Raw genomic sequence first — 25,123 nt, forward strand, 5'->3', positions numbered from 1 at the left:
TCGACCTCTTAGGTTGAGCTGGAGTCGCGAGGTACCAACATGGTGGCGGTATTCTTGGTCAGTCGATCGAGCTTCGCTTGAAGCCGCGCTCTGTCGCGAATGCTGACTTGAAGTTGTTCGGCCAGGGCTTGCACGACAGCTTCCAGCTCCGTCCGCTTGTCTCGTGCGTCCTTGTATTTGCGCTCCGCGTTCAGCGCGCGCTCAAGCATCGCCTGGAGTTTCTTGTTCAACGCGTGTTCTTGTGGGGTGACGACCTCGTCCTGCTTCGCCACCGCCCTGTCCATCCAGTCGGCGAGGTCGCTGAGAGCGCCTCGCACGAGCCGGGTTCGACCTACGCCTGCTTCGTTGGCCAGGGCTACGACACTTCGCTTGCCCCGGTTGATCGCTTTGGGTGCCGGTTCGCCGGTGAGAAGACTCTGCATCGCAATGAGGACGGCCTTCCGGGTGGGGTTGCGTTCGGCGTTGATCTCGTCTTCGGTAGGGGGCCAATCCCGCTGTGCAATGGGCGTCGCTTCGCCAGATGTCATGCCCGATCGCTCTTTCCAGAAGGAGCTGCCCCATCAGACGATTCCGAACTCGTGATCTTATTGTTCTTCGCAACCCGGTCCGCTTTAGCTTGCTCTTCAGCCATCACCGCGAGCAGGGGCATCCCAGTGGTCTCGTGTTCTGCGATGTGCTCTTCGAGATGCTTGATCCGCTTTGTGATTCGCGCCGCGAGGATCGGATTCACACAATCCAATCGGGCCCGAAGTTGAGCAGCCTCGTCCTTATCTGCGGCGATCGTCTTGTCGGTGTAAGCCCTACTACCGCAATATGTTCTGCAGTCGTTTCGGTTGGGTTCGCCGTTGTTTTCACGCGAGCATGCCATTGTTTCTGGTTTCATCGGATCGGCGAGGCACAGGCACGCATGGCCAGGGTTTTCCCGTACCACCATGTCCGGATCGCTGCGCAGTCGGCCCTCCTCCTTCTTCGTCATTTCAGCGTACGTCCCGGGGAATTGGTTGGCGGCGAACCGGTTTAGCGCATTTCCGAGTCGCTTGGCCGCGGGACCCGATACCTTCATGCCGGTCTTAGCTGCGTTCGAGTGGTCTTGCAGCGTCTCGTACAAGGCATTCTTACGTTCTTGATCCATGGTCGCGGCGATGCCAGAGCTGATCGTGGATCCGTACCGTTCGGTGACCGTCGCCTCCATTTGGCCGAATTGAACACCGGCGGCCACAAGTCCTTCCGGTTGATTCACGATATGCCACGCGATGCTGCGTCGGAATCGGTCGAGAGTGACCGCACCGTTCGGGTCTGCGGCGATGCGGCGGCTCGGCTGGAGGTCGAGTTTGATCACCAACTCGTTCACGTATTCAGTGAGTTCGCTGATCCACAGAACCATCGAATCGCTGGCGACGATGCGATCCAGAGCCGTCTTACGCTTCTGCGGATTTCGAGTGTCAGGGTGACTGATCAATCGCTCCGATCCCTCAGCTGCGGCAAGGAGTTCAAGCGCCTGGATCGCTTCGGCGCCAGGCCTGATAGTTGCCCACACCCACGGCTTCCCGTCGATATCTTGCTGGTCATTATCATCACGGACGGCTTTAAAGATTCGGCCGTCGATCCGAAAGGAATGAGCACCGTCAGGACGCGGAACGGACCGCAGGGCTCCGAGCGGAAGCTTCCGACATTCCTCCCCGCGCATTCCGGTGCAGCTACAAATGAGCACAGCCGCGGCCGCGCGAAGGATTCTCAGCAGTTTGCCGTCCCGTATATCCCGGTAGTCCAGGAACGGCAACCATGGACGACCTTCGATGGTACATGTGACGGTCACCGGAATCGGTTGCGGCAGACTAGGGTCAAGCACATAATCACCACGACAACGGCGCCAATATCCAAAGTCTTTGGGATGGATTCCTCCGCCTCGCTGCGCGATCAGATATTCCGCAGCGACTGTTCCTTCGCGACGACCTTGCGGCAGCACCCCGCCCCGCTCTGCCACTATTTCAGCGACACCAGCGAGCGCTGCCGCAGAACGTTCAGGCAACGTAGGTCGACTTATAGCTTCAGACACCCACTCGACACCGGCCACAATGTCTGGAACGCATCGGACGATCTGCCGAGACCACCAGAGAAGCGGTGCGAAAGTATCGGGAGCGATGACGACCTTATTGTTATCGGCGGAACGCGCAGCCGCGCGTCTGCCGACATCCGCCGCGAACCATAAGGGCTCGACCATGCGGTCCGCTTCGGGCAGATAGGCCGCCAAGTGGGCGATCGCGCCAATATAACCCAGAAGCTGCACCGTTGATGACCTGATGGACCCGCTTTCCGTAACGATGGCTTCCGTTGCATAGGAGTCGAGCAGGTCCACCGTGACATCGCAGAGTTGAGCGATACCTTGCTCGCCGAGGTAGTGGCTGAAGTGACGCAAGAACGCAAACCGCGTGCCAATCGACGACGCTGCCGGCCATTCCCGAGAATTACTGTCCGCGAGCTGCGCCGCCGGTGCGGGCCTGTTGATGAGCAGCCAGACGATGCGTTTGAAGGGCATGACGAGATGCGAGGGAAAAGCAAAACGCTGTTCTGATGTTCCGGGCAACCATCGCAGATTCTTCAGGCTAGCGGGAGGCGGATCCATCGGGCGCAGCGACCAAATGCTTTCGTCAAATGTGCTCATTGGAAGGTCGGGACGTTTAAGCCGCAGCTGATGCACGATCACGGGCCCGGATTCCACTGTAGACCAATCGATTGCGTCCTCGTCGGCTGAGTCGGCAGGGTCGATTGTGTCAGCTACTAGACGATTCATGTGTACTTCCCATTGAGGAGTAGGTGTATTTCAGCGCTGTCCTCATCGGTGATGGCGCCCTCGGCAACTCGGTATTCGTTGGCGGTGATCAGGGTGCGGTCCTCAAGAAGGGCCAGAAGGCATCCGTAGGCCATGGCGCGGAAGTCGGTCCAGTCGGGTCCATCGGTGGAGGCTATGGCCTCCAGTTGGCGGCGGAGTTCTATCAGTCGGGGGAGATGACGTGGCGTTGCGAAGGCATGTGTACATTGCAGGCACAACAGAAAATCGTCGCCGCACGGCTCTCCAGTCAACGGGTGGCGCTCGAAGTCGAAGCAGCCACCAATAGTTGTATCGGTGTCCGTTGGTGTGTTGGCGTCTTCGAATCTCATCTTGAGGTGGTTCTCGGCATTCTCGATGACCGCCCACAGCCCAGCTTCAACGGCCTCGATCATCAGGCGTTCACGTTCGACCTCTGATGCGCGGACGTACAGGGTGGACCACGTCGCGCGAGTGTGTCCCTGGGGTGTCCGGTCGATGAGAACGCGCACCGTCTTGCGGATGCGGTGGAAAGACAGCGGCACGTCCTCATTTGGCCACCATGCAAGGCCCGACTTGTCAGTGGCATCTGAGGGCCATATACCCACCTGCGGAGTCGCCCTTCCTCCGATTCCCTGCCAATATACGATTACACGGTCGGCTCCCGGAAGATCGTGTGCAGCTAGATAGTCACGTGCCGGCTGGGTCATTTCGATGATTTTCGCCATCGCACGGCGTGCTTTTTTCGGGATCGCATGCGCGTCATATGGGTCGTTGGGGCGGCGTCGTTTCTCGTCTTCCACCGTCGATATTTCTTCTGAGACACCGAGCCCAGGAGCCGCCGAGGGCACCCTTCGCTCGTTAATTTGAGTAAAGTTGACACCCTCCAGGCAGGCGATGAGCACCGCAATCGCCACCGCGCCCTGTCGGCTCACGAACAGCATTGGGCGCGCATTCCTGGCGCCGTTGTTCCGGCTGTCTTCGAGGCACGGAATCCCCAATGCCACACGTGCAGTGTCAGTTTGAGGTGCGCCCGTATCGGCCACTTCGCGAAGCGCGTCGGCACGAGCCCGCTCTTGAGGTGAGAGATCCTCGTTGTCCGCCTTTTTCAACAGGAGCAAATTTGGGTGGATGCGCCGATACTCGGCATTGACTGCGGCCGTCGCCGCTTCGAGGATCAAGTCAAAATCGTCCATCTCGAGGGGCTGATATTCATCTACTTCCTCCCCAGGAAGCCTCCGGTTCAAACTCTTCGGTAGATCTGGATGGAGTCGGTGCGGATAACAGCGGAGGACCAGCCGAACCGTAGCCAAATGCGAGCGCTGAGCGTTAGCATTCGGCAAGCTTTTTGCTCGATGGAGCAGGTAGGTGTTCCAGCGATTCGGGCTCAGCTCGGTTAACGTGCTCACATCGTTCTCGCTACACCATCGCGCGAACCATTTGATGTCGACGAGATTGTTTCGAGCGGTGTGCGCACTCTTCCAAGTACCGTTGGCTCCGGTCAGAAGTTCCAGTGCGTCGGCGAGCTGCACCCTTAGCCGCGCGTCACACGCTAAGTCCCGAAGATCAAGCACTACAGGCGAATACGAGCCATGAAGAGAAGCAACGACTACTTCAGGATTCTCGCGCCGAGTGACAACGCCATCTGCCGCGGTGCGACGTCGACCCGCCTTCATTCGGTAGTGCCAGTCAGATCGCGGACCTCCGCAAGGTCTTGCGCCAACGCCGAAACCATATCGCTTATGCTCGCGCCTGTCGTCGAAGTCCCAAACAATCGATCGAACCGCAGTCGCTGAACACGGGGCATATATGTGTTCCGCGTCGTTTCCACCGATTTATGCCCCAACACGTCTTTCACTGTCCGAAACACCTCGTCATACCGAGACCCGTCCCCGTAGGGGACGTTCTCATCCCATCCGTGCCTGTCATCGAGACGCTGGTGCAATCGGACGGCCAACGCCAGCGCGAAACTGAAGCGAAGGGAGTGGGGCGTTACCGTCAGCTTGTCACTGCCTGTGGCTCCGGTGGGTTCCATCGCTGCCCAAAGTCGATCGTTCGCTCCCTCGAACACTCCGATCCATGACTCGTGATGGAAGGGGGTTCCGCTTTCGTTGAGCCACAATGCCATCGGTTCGGGGCGTCCGTTCCGCCGCCAGAACAGACGCCGTCGCATCGGTGGCTCCATTGTGTTCAGTGACATAGCAACGCTGTCGTCGCAAATGACTTCGAGCATCCCCTTTCGAGTGCGTCGAATGTCTGTTACCCAGACGATGTCGTCGATCGCGTCGTAGCGCCCCTCACTTATCGCGCGGCGAACAGCAGCAGCTCGGCCGACATAGATGTAGCTGCGCAATGTGCGAGTTACGGTCGGTGCCCCGTACCACACCCGCCCCTTGCTGTTCTTAGCGATCGCCGCAGGCAGCTTCGCCTCAACTACGCCTTCGGCTGGTAGTTCTGCCAGTAGGAGCGCTCCCGCTTCCTGCACGCGCAGACCAGTTGAGTAGACAAAGTCCGTGAATGCTGTATTGCGCAACGAGTTACGAGCCCGACAGGACTCGTCATCGCCGGTCGCGCGCCATTGACTCCGACTGATACGTTCAATCGCGCGACCGCGCAAGCCGACATCGCGCCACAGCCGGTACGTCCCTGGAACGATCCACCGATCCCGCTCCTTACGCACCAACGTCTCGTCGGGTCTAGCACCGGGCACCTTCAGCGCAGCCCGCCCACCCGGCACCGGACTTACGTCTATAGCCGGACCGTGCGGCGTGATCGGAATCTTGTGGCTCACTGCCCAGTCGTACAGACCCCTGAGCGCGAAAACCGCCTTATTCCACGTCGACCACGCCACTATGTCGGCCGACTGATGATGATCGGTGCGGAAGACCTTGAAATCGATGAAATCATCTTCCGTGGCTTCCAACCATGTCAGCGGATCGTTTTGGTCTCCGAGAAAGCCGCACCAGGTAGCTATCTCTCGCGCGTACGTCTTGCGGGAAGACACATCTAACGATGTGAACTGCGGGGAGGAGCTGAAGTACAGGACCAACCATTCGTCCAGCTCGCCGTTGCACGAAACCAGGATCGGCGTGCCCTCCGGGACCCGCGGCCGAGCATCGGAACGGGCTTGGTGGCTACACGCATCCAGAACGTCCGAGTACCCGACCGGCCAAGTCTCGCGGCCGGTCGTTGTCAGTACAGTCCACTTCTTTGCCGGAGCGGCAGCGCTCAGCACTCCTGGAACGTAGACGGGAACGTGCCCCGGCCCGCTCCGACACGCCCGCACATGTCCATTTCCTAGAGAAGTTCTTCGGATACGGCAGATCCCCCAGCCCCCGGTCCTCGTCGGCCTGCACCATCTCGAGCAACGGCTCCAGGGAATGCGCCACGTCGTCGATGCGGGCCCACGGATCGTCACGCTCTGCGAGCAGCTTCGGCACGGTGGCCATCGTGTAGTCATCGGGATCGGCGTCGGCGAGCTCGGTCCAGGACAGTGGCGTCGACACCGTCGCGATGGGCGTCTTGCGCACCGAGTACGCCGAGGCGAAGGTCCGGTCCCGCGCGTTCTGGTTGTAGTCGATGAACAGCCGCTCGCCGCGCTCCTCCTTCCACCACGACGTCGTCACCGCATCGGGCGCGCGCCGCTCCACCTCACGGGCCAGGGCGATACCAGCCCGGCGCACGGCGATGAAGTCCCACTCCGGCTTGATCCGGACGAACACATGGACGCCCCGGCCGCCCGACGTCTTGGGGTATCCGGTCAGGCCGAGTTCGTCGAGGATCGGTTTGAGCACACCGGTCGCGATCTCCCGGGCCTCTTTGAACCCGGTGCCCGGCTGTGGATCGAGGTCGATGCGCAGTTCGTCGGGGTGCTCGACGTCCGGGCAGCGCACCTGCCACGGGTGCAGCGTGATGGTGCCCATCTGCGCGGCCCAGATGATGGCCGACGGGTGCGTCACCTTGAGCGCGTCGGCGGTGCGGCCCGACGGGAAGGTCACGGTGCAGGTCTTCAGATAGTCCGGATGCTTTACGGGAACACGCTTTTGGTAGATCTCCTCGCCCTCGATGCCGTCGGGGAACCGTTGCAGGTGGGTGGGCCGGTCCCGCAGCAGCGTCACCATCCGCTCGGCGACGGCGAGGTAGTAGTCGACCATCGTGCGCTTGGTGCCCTTGCTCCCGAGCTGCGGGAAGTACACCTTGTCGGGGTTGGTGAACCGGACGGCGACGCCGTCGACGTCGAGTTCTTCTGCGGCGCTTGCCATCACGAATTCTCCAGGACGTCATACAGGTCGTAGTTCAGCGGTACGTCGAGTTGGTCGAAGGTACAGCTCTGCGGGTCCCTGTCCGGGCGCCAGCGGCGGAACTTCACCGTGTGCCGGAAGCGTCGGCCTTGCACGCTGTTTCCCTCCATCTGGTCGTATGCCACCTCGCATACCCGCTCAGGACGAATCGGAATCCACGTCTTGTCGGCCGCCGAATTCCAGCGGCTCGGTTCACCGTCCTGCGCGTCACCGGTGCGCAGTGGCTCCAGTTCCGCCAGCAGCGCGATGCGGTCCTTGACGGTGAAAGACGCTGCGCCACCGACCATGTGGAGATTGCCTTCATCGGTGTAGAGACCGAGGAGGATCGAGCCGATGCCCTCACCACTCTTGTGAATGCGGTAACCGATCGCCACGCAGTCCGCGTCCCGGGCGTGCTTGACCTTCACCATCTCCCGCTTGCCCGGCAGGTAGGCGCCGTCGAGGCGTTTGGCGATCACGCCGTCCAGCCCCGCACCCTCGAACGTGGTCAGCCAGTGTGCGCCCTGTTCGGGGTCCTCGGTGGTCCGTGTGACGTGGCACCACTGCTTCTCGCTCACCAGGTTCTGCAACGCAGCGCGGCGGACGCGGAACGGCTCGGCCAGCAGACTGCGGTTGCCGTCGGCCAGCGCGTCGAATCCGATGAAGTGCGCCGGCGTCTGCTCGGCCAGCATCTGCACCCGGCTGGCCGCGGGATGGATGCGCTGGCTGAGCGATTCCCAATCGAGCCGGATGCGGCCGTTGATCTCCCGCGGCACCACGACCTCGCCGTCGAGTACACACCGCGGCGCGATCTCGTCCCGCAGCGCCGCGAGCAACTCGGGGAAGTATCTGCCCAGCTCTTTTCCGTTGCGCGACTGCAGCACCACGTCGTCGCCGTCCCTGAACACCAGGGCGCGGAACCCGTCCCATTTCGGCTCGTAGGACCACAGCCCCGCCTCGTCCGGTACCTTCACGGCGGCCTTGGCCAGCATCGGGTCTATCGGTGGCTGCACGGGTAGGTCCACGGTTTCCATACTCACGTAGACCGGCGCGGGTGGGCAATCTCATCGCGCGGCGCGTTACATTGCGGTCGTGTCCCATTCCCCCGCCGGCCGGTTCGCGCCGAGCCCGTCCGCCGATCTGCACATCGGCAACGTGCGGACCGCGGTGCTGGCGTGGTTGTTCGCGCGGTCCACGGGCCGGCGGTTCCTGGTACGCGTCGAAGATCTCGATGACCGCACGTTCCCCGATGTGGCGCAGCGGCAACTTGACGACCTGGCGGCCGTCGGGCTGACGTGGGACGAGCCGCCGGAATACCAGGCCTCACATGAGGGCCGGTATCTCGCCGTCGTCGACGAACTCACCGCCCGCGGCCTGACGTTCGAATGTTTCTGCAGCAGAAAGGACATCCTGCAGGCACCGCGCGCACCGCATGCGCCCGAAGGTGCATACCCGGGCACCTGCCGGAACCTCAGCGACGACGAGCGCGCCGAGCGCCGCGCCGCAGGCCGACCGCCGGCCATCCGATTGCGTTCGGACACATACGAATACACCGTCATCGACCTGCTGCACGGACCGTACACGGGCGTCGTCGACGACTTCGTGCTGCGCCGCGGCGACAACGTTCCGGCCTACAACCTGGCCGTCGTGGTAGACGACGCCGCCCAGGGCATCGACCAGGTGGTCCGTGGCGACGATCTGCTGCCGTCATCGCCGCGACAGGCGTATCTGGCTGCGCTGCTGGGTTATTCGCAGCCCGTCTACGCGCACGTCCCCCTCGTACTCAACGCCGAGGGCAAGAGGCTGGCCAAACGCGATGGCGCGGTGACGGTTTCGGAGATCGGTGCGGAATCCGCAATGGCACAGATCGCAGCGTCGCTGGGCTACGCCGCCACGACCATCGACGGCATGCTGGCGCAGTTCGATCCGCAACGTCTACCCCGCGAACCCTGGATCTTCCCCCAGCTCAGTTGACTGTGCGTCTACGCACATCGCTACTCGAACTTTTGCTGCGTCAGCGCAATCTCAACTGCCGCAGGGGAATTGCTAGTCAAATGCTCAGCGCATGGGTGGGTAGACCAAGTACTTCTCGCGGACGTCAGAGGTCCCTGACTGCAACAACCGCCGACAGATCGCAACCACGATTGCAATCAGGTACTTCAGCAGGTCCTACACCCGCCGCGGCACTCCGAAGACCTTGGCCAGGATGAAACCGCGCACGGACGCCGGGATGTTCGTCATCAGGGCGGCTTGCAGCTTGGGCCCCAGCCCGACGATGTACCGCGCCCTGGGCCGGCGCGCGGTGAGCGCTTCCTCCACCACCGCAACGACTTTCGCCGGGTCGACGGCCATCTTCTGCGACAGCGGCACCATCTTCTTCATGCCGGCGATGTGCTTGCTGTACAGGGCCTGGTGCGCGGGCGAGACGCCGGCCTCGAGCTCGGTGACCATGTCGTCGGCCTTGCGCCACATGTCCGTATCGGTCTGCGCGGGCTCCACGACCACCACCGGAACGCCCCAGGGCCGCAGTTCGATTCGGAGCGCCTCGGCGCCGGCCTCCAGCGCGAACTTCGATGCCGCATAGGCACCGATCATCGGCGTCGACAGCTGACCGTTGACGCTGGAGATGAACACCACACGGCCTCGGGACTCCCGCAACTTGGGCAGCACTGCCGCAGTCACGGCGAACTGACCGACCACGTTGACGTCCAACTGCTTCCGCCAGTCCGCGGGGGTCAGCGTCTCGACGGGACCGGCGACGACGATGCCGGCGTTGTTCACCACAGCGTCGAGCCGGTCCGGCAACGCCGCCGACAGCGCCGCGACATCATCTTCAGAGGTGACATCGAGGATCACCGCCGAAATCCGTTGCGGAGCCAGCGCCACGACCGCGGCAGCGTCGGCCTTGCTGCGCACTCCGGCGATGACATCCCACCCAGTGGCGGCGAGGTGCTGGGTGATGGCCAGCCCGATACCGCGGCCGGCACCGGTGACGAGAACTGAAGGCATGTTCGCGAGAGTAATGGCCGGGATCAAACGGTGACGGGCAGGGTCGCCAGGCCCCGCAGCGTCAGGTTGGGCTTATAGACAGGTTCACCCGCCAACTGCGCGTTCGGGAATCGCGCCGCCAGCGCCGAAAGCGCAACGGACGCCTCCAACCGGGCCAGTGGCGCGCCGAGGCAGAAGTGCGGACCCTTGCCGAAGGCCAGGTGCTTGATCGCACCGCGGTCGGGGTCGAATTCGCCGGGCCGGTCGTACATGCGCGGATCCCGTTGCGCGGCAGCCAGAAGCAGCATCATGATGTCGCCCTTGGGCACCGCCACGCCACCGATCTCGATGTCCTCGACGGCGACGCGGCTGGTCAGCTGCACCGGCGGATCGAACCGCAACGTCTCCTCCACGATCGACGACGCCCGCGACGGATCCGCCGCCAGCGCCGCCCAGTGCCGCGGGTTCCGCAGCATCGCCAGCGCCGCGTTGGCGATCAGGTTCACCGTCGTCTCGTGCCCGGCGATCAGCAGCAGATTGCAGGTCGCCACGATCTCTTCGGAGGTCAGTTGGTCGCCGTCTTCTTCGGCGGCGATCAGCGCGGAGATCAGGTCCTCCCCCGGCGAACTGCGTCGCTGCTCGATGAGGTCCCGCAGATATCCGCGCAGCCAGAGACCGGCCTCCATCAGGTCGGTGTTGTCCTCGGCCGCCTCGTCGCCCGCTGCCACGAAGGGATCCAGCCCACCGGCCAGCAGCGCCGACGCCCGGCTGAACAGCGGCTCGTCGGCCATCGGCACGCCGAGCAGCCGGCAGATCACCGCGACCGGCAGCGGATAGGCCAGGTCGGCCACCACGTCCATCGTGCCCGTCACGCCCTCGAGCAGCCCGTCGACCATGGTCACGATGTCGGCCTCGAGGGCCTTGATCACCTTGGGCGCGAACGCCTTCTGCGCCAGCCCGCGGAGCCGGGTGTGATCCGGCGGATCGAGGAAAAGGAAGCCCGGCTCACCGAACGGGCGGGCCGGCCGCTGGCCCGCAGCGATCTGCTTTTGCGTCACCGTCGACTTCAGCCGGTCGTTGGCCGATGCCGGGTGCCGCAGCACCTCGTCGCACTCGGCGAAGCCGGGAAACACGACCAGGTTCGCATCGGGCAGCGCCAGCGGCCCGACCTCGAGGAATCGCTCGTACAGCGGGTACGGGTCGGCCCGGTTGCCCGGATCCATCAACCCGAGAAGCAGCGTTTGCGGGTCGATCACTCCGGGCGCTCCAGTCATACCGCCAATTGTGCACAGCCCGGGATCGTCGCAGGTGGCCCGCTATCGGGACCCGTAGTAGCGCCCCAGCACGTGGTCCCGCAGTTCGTCGAACTCACCGGCGATGATGGCGGCGCGGATCTGGTCGACGAGCCGGATGATGAACCGCTCGTTGTGGATGGTGCCCAGCGTGGACGCCAGGATCTCCTTGGCCTTGAACAGATGGTGCATGTACGCCCGGGTGTAGTTGGCGCACGTGTAGCAATCACATTCGGCGTCAATGGGATTGAAATCCCGCTTGAACCGCGCGTTGGTGACGTTGAAGCGGCCGGTCGCCGAGTACATCGCGGCGTTGCGGGCGACCCGCGATGGCGAGACGCAGTCGAAGGTGTCGGCGCCGGCTTCGATGGCGGCGAACAGATCATCGGGCTCACTGATACCGAGCAGGTGCCGCGGCTTGTCGTCGGGCAGTTCGTCGGTGACCCAGCCGACGATGGTCGCCAGGTTCTGTTTCTCGAGCGCGCCACCGATGCCGTAGCCGTCAAAGCCGTGCCCGTCCTCGTCGACGATGCCGACGAGCCCCTTGGTGGCCTGTCGCCGCAGGTCCTCGTACTGCGCCCCCTGCACCACCCCGAACAGCGCCTGCGCCGGCTTGCCCGCGCGTTCGATGGTGAGCCGACGGTGTTCGGCCAGGCACCGCACCGCCCACCGGTGGGTCCGTTCCACCGAACGTTCTTGATAGGCACGGGTGTTCACCAGGGTGGTCAACTCGTCGAAGGCGAAGATGATGTCAGCGCCGAGCTGGTGCTGAATGCCGATCGACACCTCCGGCGTGAACCGATGCTTGTCACCGTTGAGGTGCGAGCGGAACGTCACCCCGTCTTCGTCGACGTGGGCCAGCCGCTCTTTTCCTTCGGCAATGATGTCGTCGGCCTGCAGCCGAGCCGTGTCCATGGCCAGCACCTTCTTGAAGCCCACCCCGAGCGACATCACCTGAAAGCCGCCGCTGTCGGTGAACGTCGGCCCGGGCCAGTTCATGAAGGCGCCGAGCCCGCCCGCTTCGTCCACCACATCGGGCCCCGGTTGCAGGTACAGGTGGTAGGCATTGGACAGAAGTGCCTGCGCCCCAAGTGATTTCATGGTCTCCGGCAGAACGCCCTTGACCGTCGCCGCGGTACCGACGGCGATGAACGCCGGCGTCTGGATGTCACCGTGCGGCGTATGGATCACGCCGGCCCGGCCACGCCGATCCGGCAGCTGCGCGGTGACTTCGAAGAACTGCTGACTCACCGCTGTATTCAATCAATTCCCCGCCCCGACACCCGAATGCCGGCTAACTACGCGGAAACAAACAGGTCAGGACGGTTACAGGGATTTTCTGTGAATTCGGTGAACAGGCGGTTGGCGAACCCCATAATGCACTGGATGACCCGCCGCCCGGACGGTTCGCACAAATTAGGAGCACAAGTTATGAAGCGTGGTTTGGTTGTCGCGGTCGCAGGTGCCGCGGTTCTGGCCGCCGGCCTGACCGGCTGTTCCAAGGACGACAAGAAGTCGTCCGGCTCGTCGGCCACCGCATCGGCCTCGGCGTCGTCGGCTGCGGGTAACTCTTCTGCCGGATCGGGCACTGCGAAGGTCAGCATCGACGGCAAGGCCCAGGACGTCCAGGGCCAGATCGGCTGCACCACGGCAGCCGGCAACGTGGTCATCGCCATCGGCAACGCTTCGGGCGGCCTGGGCGTCACCCTGACCGACGCCGACCCGCCGGTCGTCAAGACCGTCGGCCTGGGCGCCGTCAACGGCGTCACCCTGGGCTACACCGACGGTGTCCCGGGCGGCGAAGCCAAGGCCACCAAGGACGGCAAGACCTACAAAATCAGCGGCACCGCCACCGGGGTCGACATGGCCAACCCGATGGAGCCCACCAAGAAGCCCTTCGAGATCGAGGTGACCTGCCCCTAGCGGGTCCCACACACCGACACGGGTGGTGTTCCGGATGCCGGAGCACCACCCGTTCTGTGTTCGGCGGAGAAGTTGCAAATTCCCGTCTAAAGGCCTGGTCGCGGGAGTACCGTCCGGTTCACGCCTAGCCGGGGGAGCGCCGATGTCAGTGCAGATGTGGCCAACCAGAAGTCCCGCCGTTCGCGGTGTGCCGCGCGTCTTCCTGTTGGTGGCGCTGTGCTGTGCACTGCTGGTGAGTCCCGCCACCAACATCACGTCGAGCTTCGTCGTCGGCCTGATGAACACGGTGATCGGCATAGGCGGGCGCGGCGACCCCACCTCCGCCAATATTCCGGCCAAGCTCAACCACACCGTGGTGCCGCCCGGCTACGCCTACCTGCCCATCAACTACCCGGCGTCGATCCAGCTGTCGGCGAGCACGACCGTCTCCGGGCCGAAGGTCTACAACGCCATCACGTCCCGGCCCGGCGAGCAGCTGATCGTCGCCGGCTACTCGGAGGGCAGTCTCGGCGCCGAGTGGGCCAAACGCCGGCTCCTGGCCAATGGCACCGGCCCCGCACCCTCGCAACTGTCGTTCGTGATGATCGGCTCGCCCTTCGCCGGCAACGGCGGCATCTTCGAGCGGTTCCCCGGCATGAATGTGCCCTTCATCGTCAACAACCAGGGCCCGTCCGCGCCGTCGCCCTACGACACCACGTTCTACACGCGTGAGTACGACCCCTACGCCGACTTCCCGGCGTATTTCAATCCGCTGTCGTTGGCGAACAGCCTGCTCGGCGTGATGTACGCGCACCCCGACGCGTACTACGACTCGTACATCCCCGGCACCACGCCCGCCATCATCACCGTCGTACCCGACAACGGCGCGGGCGGGACGGACACCTACGTATTCATCAAGACTCCCGACCTGCCGCTGCTGGTGCCGCTGCGCATCGGTGCCGGTGCCATCGGATTGACGCCGTTGGTCAAACCGCTGCTGGACGCTGTCGAGCCGCTGCTGCGGGTGTTGGTCGACATGGGCTACACCGACCGCGAGAACCTGAATCCGGCCAAGAAGACACCGTTCTCGTTGTTCACTCCGCTGTCGAAGATCGTCGAGACGCTGAACGCGATACCCGGTGCCCTACAGGAAGGCGCCAACAACTTCGTCGACGACATCAGGTCCCAACTGCACCTGCCTCCCCTGGCGGCCACACCGACGGTCACTCCGCCCGTCACCACTCTGGACGCCTCCGCCAAGAGGACCGCGGATCCGGCGCCGGTGGCGGCGACCGTCGAGGACAAACCTGCGGTGAACACGAAGGCCGACGAGCCGGACACCAAGACCGACGTGAAGAGCGACACCAAGTCCGACGTCAAGAACGAGCCGGCGCAATCGCCCGCCGCGACGCCGGCCACCGACACCGATCAGAAGCGGGCCGACGCCACCGAGCCGGAGCCGAAATCGACCAAGCCCCAAGCAGATCCGGACACACCACCGGCCAAGTCGACGAACCCGAAGACCGATCCCGACGCACCGCCGGTGAAGGTCACCAAACCGAAGAAAAAGAAGAACGCGCCCACCACGGACACGGATGCGGACACCCCGAAGTCTTCGTCATCCGACAGCGACGCCAAGGACAACCCGAAGACGAAAGGCGGGTCCAAGAACGACGCCAAGACTGGCACTCATTCCGAGCAGTCCGCGGCCTGACAGCGCCTCGAGATCGATGGTGCGCACAGATCGCGATCCCCCGCTAATCGCGATCTGTCCGCACTCGTGGCGACGCTGATCCGACGCACAGCAACCACCAAGGGAACACTTTACATACCATTGGTCTTGAATTACGATTTCCGCAGCACCTGTCCATTTATGGGGGGATCACGTCGCGAAAGGCGCCAGACGTGACCGCAACACATCTCAGGGAGCGTCGGCCGTGGTCACGGTCGAGGACTTCTCACGCGTAGTCTCCTCGATCTACGATTCCGCGGTCCAGCCAGAGCACTGGACCGCGACCATGGTCGATCTCCACACCATGTTCGGGGCAACCGGCGGCGCAGCCCTGGTGTTGGCCGATGGCGTGAGCCGGGCACCCCAGAGCGTCACCATCCCGACCGACGCCCTGGCCGAGTACGCGGAGTACTACCGCCACATCGATTACCTCCTCGAAGCGGTCGAGAACGGGCCCGTCGGATATGTGCACAGTTGCCAGGGACTAGCCGAGCTGCAGCCGAAGGCAGAGTTCCGCATGGACTGGATGCGGCCGCACCGACTCGACGACGGGCTGTTCGTCCGGCTGACGGACGGGCCCACACCCGCCACCTGGCTGGTGGCCACCGAGAAGCGTTCCGATCCTTTCGACACCGCTGAACGGGTCCAACTGACCGAGGCGCTGGTCCCCCACTTCCAGCGCGCGCTGCGCATCCAGCACGATCTCAGCGCGGCGACCCATCAGATCCGCAACATCTCGTCAGCGATGGACAACGTCACGCGCATCGGGATGGCCGTCGTGGACTGCGCGTTGTCGGTGCGCTACCTGAACACCGCAGCGGAGAACATCGTCCGCCGGCACGACGGATTGACCATCCGGGATGGATCGTTCGAGTTCGCGCACCCGCCCGCCGACGCGACGCTGCGCCACGGCATCAACGCCGCACTCGGCCAGACCGGGTCGGTGGTGCGCGGTGGCACGTCCCTGTTGTGCCCGCGCCCATCCGGCCTGCGCCCGTACGTCATTCACGTACTGCCGTTCCAGCACGTGACGGCTCCGCTCGCCGAATCACGGGCACTGGTGCTCATCCTCGATCCCGAGCGGCACCCGGAACCGGACACCGAAATGCTGCGCCGCCTGTACGGGCTGACGACGGCCGAAGCAGCAGTGGCCATCAGGCTGATACAGGGCGACGGCATCAAACCCATCGCCGAGAGCATGTGCCTGTCCGCCGGCACCGTCAGAACCCACGTGCAACACATCTTCGACAAGACGGGCACCCACCGCCAGGCCGAACTCGTTCGCACACTGCTCGCCATATCCCTGTAGTGCGCCAACCAAATACGCCAATCGGCTGATGCACCGGCGGGGCCGATGCCGGAACCTTTTTCCAAGGACAAGGAGGCCCCATGGGCAACGACACCACCGGACCCGGGATCCAGCGCTGCGACGTCTGCATCGTCGGGGCCGGGATCGCCGGCCTCAACGCGCTCTTCACGACCTCCCAGTACCTGTCGGCAGGCCAGCGGGTGATCCTGCTGGACCGGCGGCACCGCGCGGGCGGCATGTGGGTCGACACCTACGACTACGTGCGCCTGCACCAGCCACACCCGTTCTTCACCGTCGGGAACATCGGCTGGACGCTGGGCGCCGAACCGTCACACCTGGCCACCAAGCACGAGGTGCTCGCACAGTTCGACCATTGTCTCGACGTGCTGCGAGAGCGTATCGCGATCGACGAATACTACGGCTGGACAATGCAATCCGACGCTGAGGCCGACGGCGTGGTCCGCATCCAATGTGTGTCCGACGACGGGCGCACCATGGTGATCGAAGCCAAGCATCTGATCAAGGCCAGCGCCTCCGATGTCGAACCGAACGACCCACTGCCGGTGTCCAGCACGACCGTCCGCTCAGTGTCGCCGAACTACTGCGACATGCGCGCCGGTGACATCGATGACAGCAACGCTCCGGTGTGGATCATCGGCAGCGGCAAGACCGCGATGGACACCGCGTACGCGCTGATCACCCGTCACCCCGGGCGCGAGGTGAATCTGCTGGCGGGTTCGGGAACCTACTTCGCCCACCGGGACCGCCTGTTCCCCACCGGTGCCAAGCGGTGGTGGGGCGGGGTGACCTTCAACCCGTTCGTCGACGAGGTGACGCAACTGTTCGACGGCACCAACGAAGACGAAGTGGCCCGCCACTGGCGTGAGCGGTGCGGGGTCTGGGTGACGCCCAAGACCAACAACTTCCTGCTCGGGCTGCTGTCGACGGCGGAGCGCGACGCCATCGCCGCCGGCCTCAACGACATCGTGATGGACCATTTCGTAGATGCCGTCGACCACGACGGGCGGACCGAACTGCAGCTGCGCAGTGGCGCGGTCCAGGAGATCGCGCCGGACAGCTGGATCGTCAACTGCACCGGGTACCTGCTGAAGCGCTCGGGGCCGTACGAGCCCTACACCTCGCCCAGCGGCCGGGTGCTGTCGTTGAACGCTCGCGCGGCGACGCTGCATCTGACGACGTACATGGGCTACTTCCTGCCCCATCTGATGTTCACCGGTCAACTCACCCAACTGCCGCTGTACGAGCTCGACATGATCGACTTGCGCCAGAAGTGCAACGCGGCGTTCCCTCACACCTTGATGACGCTGGCGCTGCACAACCTCAGCCTCATGACAGATGTCCTGCCCACCAAGGTGTTTCGAGATTGCGGGCTGGACATCGCACGGTGGTATCCGATGCCGCGTCAGCTGCTCGGGACGGTCCAGTTCCTGGCGACCCATCACCGCCGGCGTCCGCACCTGCAGCGCACCCTGGACACCGTCGCGCGGCGTTTCGACGTCCACTGCGCTCCGCTCAGCACCAGTGGCGCGCCTACTCAGCCAGTGACAGCTCCGGCGGCGGGACGCGCAGGCCGCGGGTGAGGACCAGCAGGTACACCACGCCGATCGCCATCCAGATCACCCCGAGAGTCAGTGCGGCACTGCCGAGTTGGGTGAGCAGGTAGACGTCGACGACCGCGCCGATCAACGGAATCACCACGTACGTCAGCGGATTCAGCCGCTTCTCGTGGCGATGCCGGACGAAGTAGCCGATCACCGACAGGTTCACCAGCGTGAAGGCGGTGAAGGCGCCGAAGTTGATGAACGACGTCGACGTGGCGACGCTGAGGAACACCGCACCCAGCCCGATCAAGCCGCACAGCACGATGTTGAAGACGGGCGTGAAGAACCGGGGCGACACCTTGCCGAAAAATCTCTTGGGCAACACCGAGTCTCGGCCCATCGCATACAGCAACCGGGACACGCTCGCCTGCGCGGCCAGGCCCGAGGTGAACTGGCCGATGATCAGACCGGTCACGAAGAACGCGGCGAACAGCGCCCCACCGATGGTCCGCGCCGTGTCGGCGGCCAGTGAATCGGCGTTCGCGAATGTGCCGCCGGGCTGGACCAGCGTGAGGATGTAGGCGACCGCCACGAAGACCACCCCGCCGATGAGCGCGACGAGCATGATGGCGCGCGGGATGTTGCGCTGCGGATTCTTGGTGTCCTCCGTGAGCGTGCTGACGGCGTCGAACCCGAGAAACGAGTACGCGGCGATGGCCGCGCCCGCGGCGATCGCCGGGAAACCACCGGTACCGGTGAACGGAGTGGCGGACAGCAGCGATCCACCACCGTGGTGGGACACCATGTGGGCCACCGCGAAACCGACGAACAGGGCGATCACGAGGAACTGCAAGGCCATCAGGACCAGGTTGGCCTTGTCCGCCACCTTGAGCCCGAGGATGTTCAGCGCAGTCGTCAGAACGATGAAGAGCACGATCCACACCCACGCCGGTACCGACGGAAACTCGCCGGTCAGGTACGCGGCGCCGATCAACCAGATGACCAGTGGCAGGAACAGGTAGTCGAGCAGGATCGTCCAGCCGACCAGGAATCCGAGCCGCGAATCCAGCGCCTTGCGGACGTAGGTGTACGACGAGCCCGCGACCGGATAGTGCACCGACATCTTCGCGTAGCTCGCGGCCGTGAACAGCATGGCCACCGTGGCCAGCAGATACGAACCCGCGCTGGCGCCCGCGGACGCCTCGGCGATGACGCCGAAGATGCCCAGGACGATGATCGGCGCCATGTACGCGAGGCCGAACAGCGTCACGCCACCCAAGCCGAGGGTGGCGTTGAGGTGGCCGGCTTCGCCGGTCTGCTGGGCGGTTTCGGTCATGAGCGTCCTTCGGGGTCGGCGGTCTGCGGCTGCCACCGCTGGTGCATCAGTTGACCGCCGTAGACCGGCAGATCGATGGGGTCGTCCTCGGCGTACAGCTGCTCCCACACCCGGTTGACGCCGGCGGTGCCGTGGGTCCGCACCGCCGTCACCCGGTCGAGGTCGATCGTCAGATACGTGACCTCCGGCTCGGCGTGGGCCGCCTCAGCAAGTACCTCGCCCTCCGGTCCGACGTAGATGCTCTGCCCGCGCCCGAGCGGCCCGGCGGCGTTGACGCTCAGGTAGTAGATCTGGTTCGTGATCGCGTTGGCGCGGGCGAGGACGAGTTCCTGCGCGCGGTCGTCGGACGTCGTCTTGACGATGTTCAACACGACCTCCGCGCCGAGCCACGCGATCTGCCGGGTCGCCTCGGGGAACCAGCTGTCGTAACAGATGTTGACGCCCATCCGGCCGACGCCGGGTACATCGAAGGTCGTGAAACCGGAGCCGGACGCCCACGGTTCGTGGGGACGCCACGGGAACACCTTGCGGTACGACGAGACCAGACGGCCGGCGGGATCGAAGACGAGAGCCGTGTTGTACACCCGACCGTCGTCACCGCGCTCGGCGATCGAACCGGGCACCAGCCACACGCCGGCGTCGGCGGCCACGGCGCCGAGCCGCTGAACGAGCGGCCCGGTGAGCGGCTCGGCCACGGCGTCGAAGTAGGACCGGGTGTCGGCAGCGCCGTCGCTCGCACCCAGCAGGTGAATCTCGGGGAACACCACCATCTGGGTGTCCGGCCGCTCGGCGAGGATCGCGGCGAACTCAGCAGCCAGCTCGGCTACTGGATCGTCGCCTTGCAGGGGACTGGCCTGGACGAGGGCCACTCGCCATTGTCGACTCATCTCACCTCACTGCCGGCGGTCACGGCCCCAGTGTGCGCCAGGACACATCCGCCATGCTCAGACAATCCGGGGATTTTCCGTGTGATTATTCGACATTCCGTACATTCGCGCAGTTCTCAGCCACGGTGCGCGCTGAAGAACCGCCAGATGACGTCGGTCGCGTTCAGCGCAGTCGACGGCGGCGGCAGGTCGCCGAGTCGTTGTGCCAGCGGACTCGGGACACCGCCGGGCCACTGGTGGCCGGCGCCCGCGACGCTGATCAATTCGACAGTGCGGCCGCCGGGGCAGTCGGCCGTCTGTGTCGTCACGGCGCCGGCGGTCGAGGTCACCGGAGCTCCGCACGCGTCGATACCTCGCCACGTCGCGTTCACCGCGGGCACCGACGGACCGTCGACACTGGGTGCGCCGCTGAGGGTGGTGGCCTTACCCGCCCCGCCGTCGAAAGGGACGCGGTCGTCGGCGGTGCCGTGGATCTGCAGCACCGAGGTCGGCGCGGCGTGGGCACAGTCGGTCAACAGCGTCCCGGCGACAGGGGCGACCGCGGCGAACAGATCCGTCTGGCACGCGAGCCGTAGCGCCATCATGGCGCCGTTGGACATTCCGGTGACGTAGACGCGCGCCGGATCGATGGGCAGCTGCCCTTCGATCGCGCCGACCATGGCGGTGATGAACCCGACGTCATCGATGTTGCGGTTCTTCGGTATGCCGCAACAGGTTCCGGCGTTCCAAGCGCGATCCATGCCGTCGGGATACGCGACGACGAATCGGCCGGCATCGGCCTCGGCATCCCAGTTGTAGGCGCGCTCGGCCTGCGCCCCGTCGCCGTACCCGCCGTGCAGCATGACGACCAGCGGCGCTGGGCCGGTGAGCCCGTCGGGCCGGTAGAGGTGGAAGGTGCGGGTCACGCCGCCGGACTGCACCGATTGACTCGACGCCGCCGGCGGGGCGCCGGCGGCCCGGTGCCCACCGCAACCAGCGAGCGCCGGCAGCGCAAGGACGATCACCACGGCACTCAGTGCCCGCAGCAGCCGGCGGCTCATGCCTCCATAGTGCACCGTGCGCCCGCCTGCCAGAATCGTGCGGTGACTTCCGGTATTCGCGTCATCCGCGCCGACGAACGCTGGCACTGGCGCAACGAGTGGCTGGAATCGTGGCAGTCGTTCCCGGCGACCGGCAACTTCGATCTGGCGGCCAACGCCCACGGCCTGTTGATGATCAACAACGAGGACACCGTCACCCCCGGCGAGGGCTTCGACGCGCACGACCACCGCGACATGGAAATCATCACCTGGGTGCTCGAAGGCACACTGGTACACAAGGATTCATTGGGCAACGAGAGCACCATCTATCCGGGGCTGGCCCAGCGGATGAGCGCCGGCACCGGACTGCGGCACTCGGAGCGCAACGGCGCCGGGCGGCAGGAACGCCGACCCCTGCGGGTGGTCCAGATGTGGATTCCGCCCGAGGAACTCGGCGGTGCTCCCGGTTATCAGGAGGCCGACATCTCCGTCGCACTCGCCGGAAATACATTGATTCCCATGGCATCCGGCATGCGCAAGTACCGGGACGATGCCGCCATCACCTTCGGCAACAGCTACGCCGCGCTGCACGTCGCACGGTTGGACGCCGGTAGCGCGGTGCAGGTACCGGACGCACCGTACGGCCACGTCTTCGTCACCCGCGGCCAGGCCGAGTTCGAAGGCTCCGGTCCGCTGCATACCGGTGATGCCGTGCGACTCACCGGCACCGGCGGCCAACGCATCACCGCGGCCGACGAGGGCGCCGAAGTTCTCGTCTGGGAGATGCACACCATCGCGGTGAACGTGTAGCTAGCGCCCCAACCGGGCCAGTGCGACGGCCGCGGCATTGGCTCCGCACATGCCGTGCCCACCCGGTCCGGGAGGCGTGGCCGCCGAGCAGATGTACATACCCGGGACGCCGATGGTGTACGGCGACAGGGTGGTTCGCGGCCCGAAGGCGAGTTGCCGGATGTCCTTGGCGCCGGTGTTGATGTCGCCGCCGACGTAATTCGGGTTGTAGACCGACATTTCGGTGGTGGATCGCACGGCCTGTCCGACGATGCGTTCTCGGAATCCGGGGGCGAACCGCTCGATCTGCGCGATGATCGCCTCGGTGGCGTCGCCGCTGTAGCCATTGGGCACATGCGCATACGCCGACACCGGATTGACGGCGCCGACAGAGCGCTCGAGGTCGGCCAGGTACTGCTGGAACGCCAACACGAAGGGACGCTGCGGCATCCGGCCCGCGTGGATGTCCCGTTCGGTCGTGGCGATCTCGGCGAAATCACCGCCCAGGTGCACGGTGCCGGCCCGGCGCGCGGCCGCGTTGGTCCACGGCACGTCGCCCTCCACCGCGAAGTCGACCTTGAAAGCGCCTGGGCCGTAACGGAACCGGTCGAAAGCGCGGCGCACCCGCGTGGGCAGCCGGTCTCCGAGAATGCCTGCGATCGCGGTGGGTGACAGGTCGAAGACGGTGATGTCAGCGGGCGGTAACTGCGATGCCGCGGTGATCCGCACACCCGTCTCGATCTTGCCGCCCAACTCGGTCAGCACGGCCTCGAACGCGTTGGTGATCGCCTGCGATCCCCCGGCGGCCACCGGCCAGCCGTTGGCGTGCCCGGCGGTGATGATGCCCAGCCCGATCGCTGACGTGAGTGGATGGTGCAGCGGCTGAAAGGTATGTGCGGCAACACCTCCGAACAGCGCGCGGGCCTGCGGCGTCCGGAAGACCCGCGCCAGCGCCGCCGCGGGCAGCACCGTCGGCGCCCCGAATCTGGCCAGCCCCAAGGGATGTCGCGGTATCCGCAGCAGCGGGCCCATGATGTCCTCGGACAGGGCGTCGAACCGGCGCGACGGTCCGCCGAACAGCATTTTCCACCGTGGTCCGTCGGTCCCGAGCCCGGCGGCTGTGGTCTCGACCGAGCGGTAGAGGGCGCCGGCGGTGCCGTCGTCGAGGGGGTGGACGCAGTCGATGTCGGTCCACTTCCACTGCAGGCCATAGCGATCCAGGCCGAGGTCTTTGATGAACTTGGAGCCCGCCGGCATCACGTGGATGGCGGCGCAGTCGTCGAACACCAGGCCCGGTAGGACGTACTCGCTGGAGCGGATGCCGCCGCCGATGCGGTCGGCGGCCTCCAGCACCGTGACGTCGATTCCCTTGGCGGCCAGGGTGATGGCGGCGGCGAGCCCGTTGGGCCCGGCGCCGACCACAACCGCGGTACTCATCGGTGAAGGACTCCCGCCCGCTGCCACGTGACGTTGAGCGGGATCGGGCCGTTGGGCAGCCACGGCTGCTCGTCGACCAGGTCCTTCACGTTCCACGTGCCACGCTCGATGACGCCCAGTGCCGCATCGATCACCTTGTACTCCTGCGTCATCTTGTGGATAGGCTGCGACTCCACCCAGGCGATGACGAACTCGCCCGGCTCGAACTGCGCCTCTGACTGGATGGCCCGGATCAGGTCTTCATTGTGCAGGTGCCCGTCGCCGAAGTTGAAGCCGATGATGGTGTTGCAGGACATCTCACCTTCGCGCACCGTGCGGGTGTCGATGTCGGGCAGGCATTTCAGCAGCACAGAGTACAAACCGCGGCCCTGGCTGTGCATGGCCCGCCACGCCGTCACCTGCTGCGTGAACACTTCGGCAGTGAGCGGATCCCAGCCGAAGGCGACGTACTGGTCGGCCGAGTTGGGCGAGGACCGGGTGACGCGGTTCAGCTTCTGCTCGGCGCCGGGCGTGAAGGTCCAGACCGCCGAGGCCCAGTTGCCGGCGTACTGGCGCATGGCCGGCAGGAACGACACGAGGTCGGGGCGCAGGTTGCCGAGGATCGGGAAGAACGACAGCGCCGCGGCGAGCACGATGGCCAGCCAACCCGGGTTCATGTCCCACACCGCGTAGCCGTCCCCGTTGGGGAAGCCCAGGAACAGGAAGATCGTGGCGTACGCGAACAGCACGTTCCATTCCACCGGCACCGCCAGCGGGAACGTCGAGATGATGAACAGGTGGAAGCTGACCATGATGGCGGCGGCCGCGATGGACAGCCACGGCCACGGCGAGAACAGAAGTGCCAGTGGCGCAGCGATTTCCACGATGCTGCCCGGCCCGTGAGCCATGAAGGTGGCCAGGTGCGAGGGACGCAGGTCCTCGGGGAAGTTGCGGTAGTGGGCCCGCTTGAGCCACTTGAACGGGATCGCCGGGCTGTTGCTGACCATCGGCGGAATGACGTTGGTGAAGTGCAGGCCGAACTTCGAGACGCCGGCCCAGATCCAGACCGTGCCGATCAGCAGCTTGCCGGCGATGATCATGTCGACGAACGGCAGCGTGGCGAAGAAGATCAGCGCCGGCAGGTACTGCTCGCCGCGGCCTGCCAGGAAGATCGTCTTGTCCCGCAGGCCGATCAGCACGAACAGGATGATGGGCGCGACGAACAGCGCCGGGTTGACCAGTCCGGAGGTGTTGTCCGGCAATGCTTTCGACAGCGATTCACTGGGCACGCCGGGCAGCACCAGGGCGACGAGCACCGTGGCCATCAGGGCGAGGTAGACGACGATGTCGAACCAGGTCCGCCGGTCGCCGTTCGTGAACGGCACCGCCTTCCACGGCCGCAGCCGAATGGTGTTGGGCTTGGCCCAGAATCGGAACCCGCCCGTCATCGGCTTGGTCTTGCCGGCCAGCGGTCCCCAGGAGCCGGCGAATCCGACGAGTTCCAGCAGGACCGTCCACAGGATCACCTTCTGGTACACGATCGGCTGGTCCCACCACTGCGAGACGTGCCAGAACGCCGGCAGGTGCGATGTCGCGGTCGCGATCGTGACTCCGCCGATCGCGTAGAAGACCGTGAGTTTGAGGATGTAGAGGACGTGGATCATGCGCGGTGCGCCGTACCCTTCGTCCACCCACTTGAGGCACATGATGCGGAGCCGCTCCTGCAGCGGCATGCGGAGAAACTCTTCCAGGTCGACCTTCGGCAAGGTCGGTTTGATGAATCCCATGATGTGAGCTCCTTTGCT

At 64.9% G+C, this 25,123-nt stretch carries 19 protein-coding genes and 1 pseudogene; 6 read left to right on the forward strand and 14 right to left on the reverse strand.

Annotated features, from left to right (window positions below):
• Nucleotides 1-8: 8 nt before the first annotated feature.
• From H289_RS0103785 to H289_RS0103810, 6 genes and pseudogenes are all read right to left on the reverse strand, one after another.
• Nucleotides 9-527 carry a hypothetical protein gene (locus tag H289_RS0103785; protein WP_020099420.1) on the reverse strand — a complete coding sequence of 173 codons (519 nt, stop codon included), beginning with the start codon at nt 525-527 and terminating at the stop codon, nt 9-11.
• Nucleotides 524-2,704, reverse strand: a complete 2,181-nt coding sequence (locus H289_RS32805; protein WP_155944018.1) for a hypothetical protein — start codon at nt 2,702-2,704, stop codon at nt 524-526. The genes H289_RS0103785 and H289_RS32805 overlap by 4 nt, the downstream gene beginning before the upstream one ends.
• 83 nt (nt 2,705-2,787) lie before the next feature.
• Nucleotides 2,788-4,338, reverse strand: coding sequence for a site-specific integrase (locus H289_RS0103795; protein WP_155944019.1), 1,551 nt, complete (start codon nt 4,336-4,338; stop codon nt 2,788-2,790).
• Nucleotides 4,339-4,478: 140 nt separating this feature from the next.
• On the reverse strand, nt 4,479-6,041 hold the full coding sequence (locus tag H289_RS0103800) for a site-specific integrase (protein WP_196809977.1): 1,563 nt from the start codon (nt 6,039-6,041) through the stop codon (nt 4,479-4,481).
• A 61-nt stretch (nt 6,042-6,102) separates the two neighbouring features.
• A pseudogene (gene ligD / locus H289_RS0103805) lies at nt 6,103-7,068 on the reverse strand (non-homologous end-joining DNA ligase); the annotation flags it as partial.
• Complete coding sequence (locus H289_RS0103810; RefSeq protein ID WP_029104756.1) at nt 7,068-8,120, reverse strand: ATP-dependent DNA ligase; 1,053 nt, start codon at nt 8,118-8,120, stop codon at nt 7,068-7,070. The pseudogene ligD and the gene H289_RS0103810, both read right to left, overlap by 1 nt.
• 58 nt (nt 8,121-8,178) lie before the next feature.
• On the opposite strand from H289_RS0103810, the gene gluQRS reads away from it, so the two are divergent.
• Nucleotides 8,179-9,060, forward strand: a complete 882-nt coding sequence (gene gluQRS / locus H289_RS0103815; protein WP_020099426.1) for a tRNA glutamyl-Q(34) synthetase GluQRS — start codon at nt 8,179-8,181, stop codon at nt 9,058-9,060.
• Between the two features lie 195 nt (nt 9,061-9,255).
• On the opposite strand, the gene H289_RS0103820 is transcribed toward gluQRS, so the two are convergent.
• Genes H289_RS0103820 through tgt form a run of 3 tightly spaced genes read right to left on the reverse strand, consistent with a single transcriptional unit; the run spans nt 9,256 to nt 12,617 of the window.
• Entirely contained in the window at nt 9,256-10,095 is an 840-nt protein-coding gene (locus H289_RS0103820; RefSeq protein WP_020099427.1) for an SDR family NAD(P)-dependent oxidoreductase, read from the reverse strand.
• A gap of 23 nt (nt 10,096-10,118) precedes the next feature.
• A complete protein-coding gene (locus H289_RS0103825) occupies nt 10,119-11,348 on the reverse strand; it encodes a cytochrome P450 (protein ID WP_029104757.1) in 1,230 nt (409 codons plus the stop codon).
• 42 nt (nt 11,349-11,390) lie between these two features.
• Nucleotides 11,391-12,617, reverse strand: a complete 1,227-nt coding sequence (tgt, locus tag H289_RS0103830) for a tRNA guanosine(34) transglycosylase Tgt (protein WP_020099429.1) — start codon at nt 12,615-12,617, stop codon at nt 11,391-11,393.
• Nucleotides 12,618-12,797: 180 nt separating this feature from the next.
• On the opposite strand from tgt, the gene H289_RS0103835 reads away from it, so the two are divergent.
• The 4 genes from H289_RS0103835 (at nt 12,798) to H289_RS0103850 (ending at nt 17,910) form a co-directional block, all read left to right on the forward strand.
• Nucleotides 12,798-13,289: a lipoprotein LpqH gene (locus H289_RS0103835; RefSeq protein ID WP_020099430.1), complete on the forward strand. Its 492-nt coding sequence runs from the start codon at nt 12,798-12,800 to the stop codon at nt 13,287-13,289.
• Between the two features lie 142 nt (nt 13,290-13,431).
• Nucleotides 13,432-14,982 carry a PE-PPE domain-containing protein gene (locus tag H289_RS29660; RefSeq protein ID WP_196809978.1) on the forward strand — a complete coding sequence of 517 codons (1,551 nt, stop codon included), beginning with the start codon at nt 13,432-13,434 and terminating at the stop codon, nt 14,980-14,982.
• A gap of 223 nt (nt 14,983-15,205) precedes the next feature.
• The gene (locus H289_RS0103845) at nt 15,206-16,309 is read left to right on the forward strand and encodes a helix-turn-helix transcriptional regulator (RefSeq protein ID WP_020099432.1); all 1,104 of its coding nucleotides are present in this window, start codon (nt 15,206-15,208) and stop codon (nt 16,307-16,309) included.
• An 80-nt stretch (nt 16,310-16,389) separates the two neighbouring features.
• On the forward strand, nt 16,390-17,910 hold the full coding sequence (locus tag H289_RS0103850; RefSeq protein WP_020099433.1) for an FAD-dependent oxidoreductase: 1,521 nt from the start codon (nt 16,390-16,392) through the stop codon (nt 17,908-17,910).
• On the opposite strand, the gene H289_RS0103855 is transcribed toward H289_RS0103850, so the two are convergent.
• From H289_RS0103855 to H289_RS0103865, 3 genes are all read right to left on the reverse strand, one after another.
• Complete coding sequence (locus H289_RS0103855) at nt 17,861-19,207, reverse strand: APC family permease (protein ID WP_020099434.1); 1,347 nt, start codon at nt 19,205-19,207, stop codon at nt 17,861-17,863. The genes H289_RS0103850 and H289_RS0103855 overlap by 50 nt on opposite strands.
• Entirely contained in the window at nt 19,204-20,094 is an 891-nt protein-coding gene (locus tag H289_RS0103860; protein ID WP_029104759.1) for a carbon-nitrogen hydrolase family protein, read from the reverse strand. Before H289_RS0103860 ends, H289_RS0103855 begins: the two co-directional genes overlap by 4 nt.
• 116 nt (nt 20,095-20,210) lie before the next feature.
• Complete coding sequence (locus tag H289_RS0103865) at nt 20,211-21,134, reverse strand: CE1 family esterase (RefSeq protein ID WP_020099436.1); 924 nt, start codon at nt 21,132-21,134, stop codon at nt 20,211-20,213.
• 42 nt (nt 21,135-21,176) lie between these two features.
• On the opposite strand from H289_RS0103865, the gene H289_RS0103870 reads away from it, so the two are divergent.
• Nucleotides 21,177-21,923: a pirin family protein gene (locus tag H289_RS0103870; RefSeq protein WP_020099437.1), complete on the forward strand. Its 747-nt coding sequence runs from the start codon at nt 21,177-21,179 to the stop codon at nt 21,921-21,923.
• Here H289_RS0103870 and H289_RS0103875 read toward each other — a convergent pair whose 3' ends face one another.
• Both H289_RS0103875 and H289_RS0103880 read right to left on the reverse strand, forming a co-directional pair.
• Nucleotides 21,924-23,339, reverse strand: coding sequence for a phytoene desaturase family protein (locus H289_RS0103875; RefSeq protein WP_029104761.1), 1,416 nt, complete (start codon nt 23,337-23,339; stop codon nt 21,924-21,926). It lies immediately after the preceding gene.
• The gene (locus tag H289_RS0103880; RefSeq protein WP_020099439.1) at nt 23,336-25,105 is read right to left on the reverse strand and encodes a DUF3556 domain-containing protein; all 1,770 of its coding nucleotides are present in this window, start codon (nt 25,103-25,105) and stop codon (nt 23,336-23,338) included. The genes H289_RS0103875 and H289_RS0103880 overlap by 4 nt, the downstream gene beginning before the upstream one ends.
• Between the last annotated feature and the right edge of the window lie 18 nt (nt 25,106-25,123).

Source organism: Mycobacterium sp. 360MFTsu5.1, assembly GCF_000383495.1.
Classification (GTDB): domain Bacteria; phylum Actinomycetota; class Actinomycetes; order Mycobacteriales; family Mycobacteriaceae; genus Mycobacterium; species Mycobacterium mucogenicum_B.

What these genes read in the sequence shown, in the direction of transcription:
- H289_RS0103785 (WP_020099420.1), bottom strand. Translation starts at nt 527, where the DNA reads ATGACATCTGGCGAAGCGACGCCCATTGCACAGCGGGATTGGCCCCCT.
- H289_RS0103810 (WP_029104756.1), bottom strand. Translation starts at nt 8,120, where the DNA reads ATGGAAACCGTGGACCTACCCGTGCAGCCACCGATAGACCCGATGCTG.
- H289_RS0103820 (WP_020099427.1), bottom strand. Translation starts at nt 10,095, where the DNA reads ATGCCTTCAGTTCTCGTCACCGGTGCCGGCCGCGGTATCGGGCTGGCC.
- H289_RS0103825 (WP_029104757.1), bottom strand. Translation starts at nt 11,348, where the DNA reads ATGACTGGAGCGCCCGGAGTGATCGACCCGCAAACGCTGCTTCTCGGG.
- H289_RS0103835 (WP_020099430.1), top strand. Translation starts at nt 12,798, where the DNA reads ATGAAGCGTGGTTTGGTTGTCGCGGTCGCAGGTGCCGCGGTTCTGGCC.
- H289_RS29660 (WP_196809978.1), top strand. Translation starts at nt 13,432, where the DNA reads ATGTCAGTGCAGATGTGGCCAACCAGAAGTCCCGCCGTTCGCGGTGTG.
- H289_RS0103850 (WP_020099433.1), top strand. Translation starts at nt 16,390, where the DNA reads ATGGGCAACGACACCACCGGACCCGGGATCCAGCGCTGCGACGTCTGC.
- H289_RS0103855 (WP_020099434.1), bottom strand. Translation starts at nt 19,207, where the DNA reads ATGACCGAAACCGCCCAGCAGACCGGCGAAGCCGGCCACCTCAACGCC.
- H289_RS0103860 (WP_029104759.1), bottom strand. Translation starts at nt 20,094, where the DNA reads ATGAGTCGACAATGGCGAGTGGCCCTCGTCCAGGCCAGTCCCCTGCAA.
- H289_RS0103865 (WP_020099436.1), bottom strand. Translation starts at nt 21,134, where the DNA reads ATGAGCCGCCGGCTGCTGCGGGCACTGAGTGCCGTGGTGATCGTCCTT.
- H289_RS0103875 (WP_029104761.1), bottom strand. Translation starts at nt 23,339, where the DNA reads ATGAGTACCGCGGTTGTGGTCGGCGCCGGGCCCAACGGGCTCGCCGCC.
- H289_RS0103880 (WP_020099439.1), bottom strand. Translation starts at nt 25,105, where the DNA reads ATGGGATTCATCAAACCGACCTTGCCGAAGGTCGACCTGGAAGAGTTT.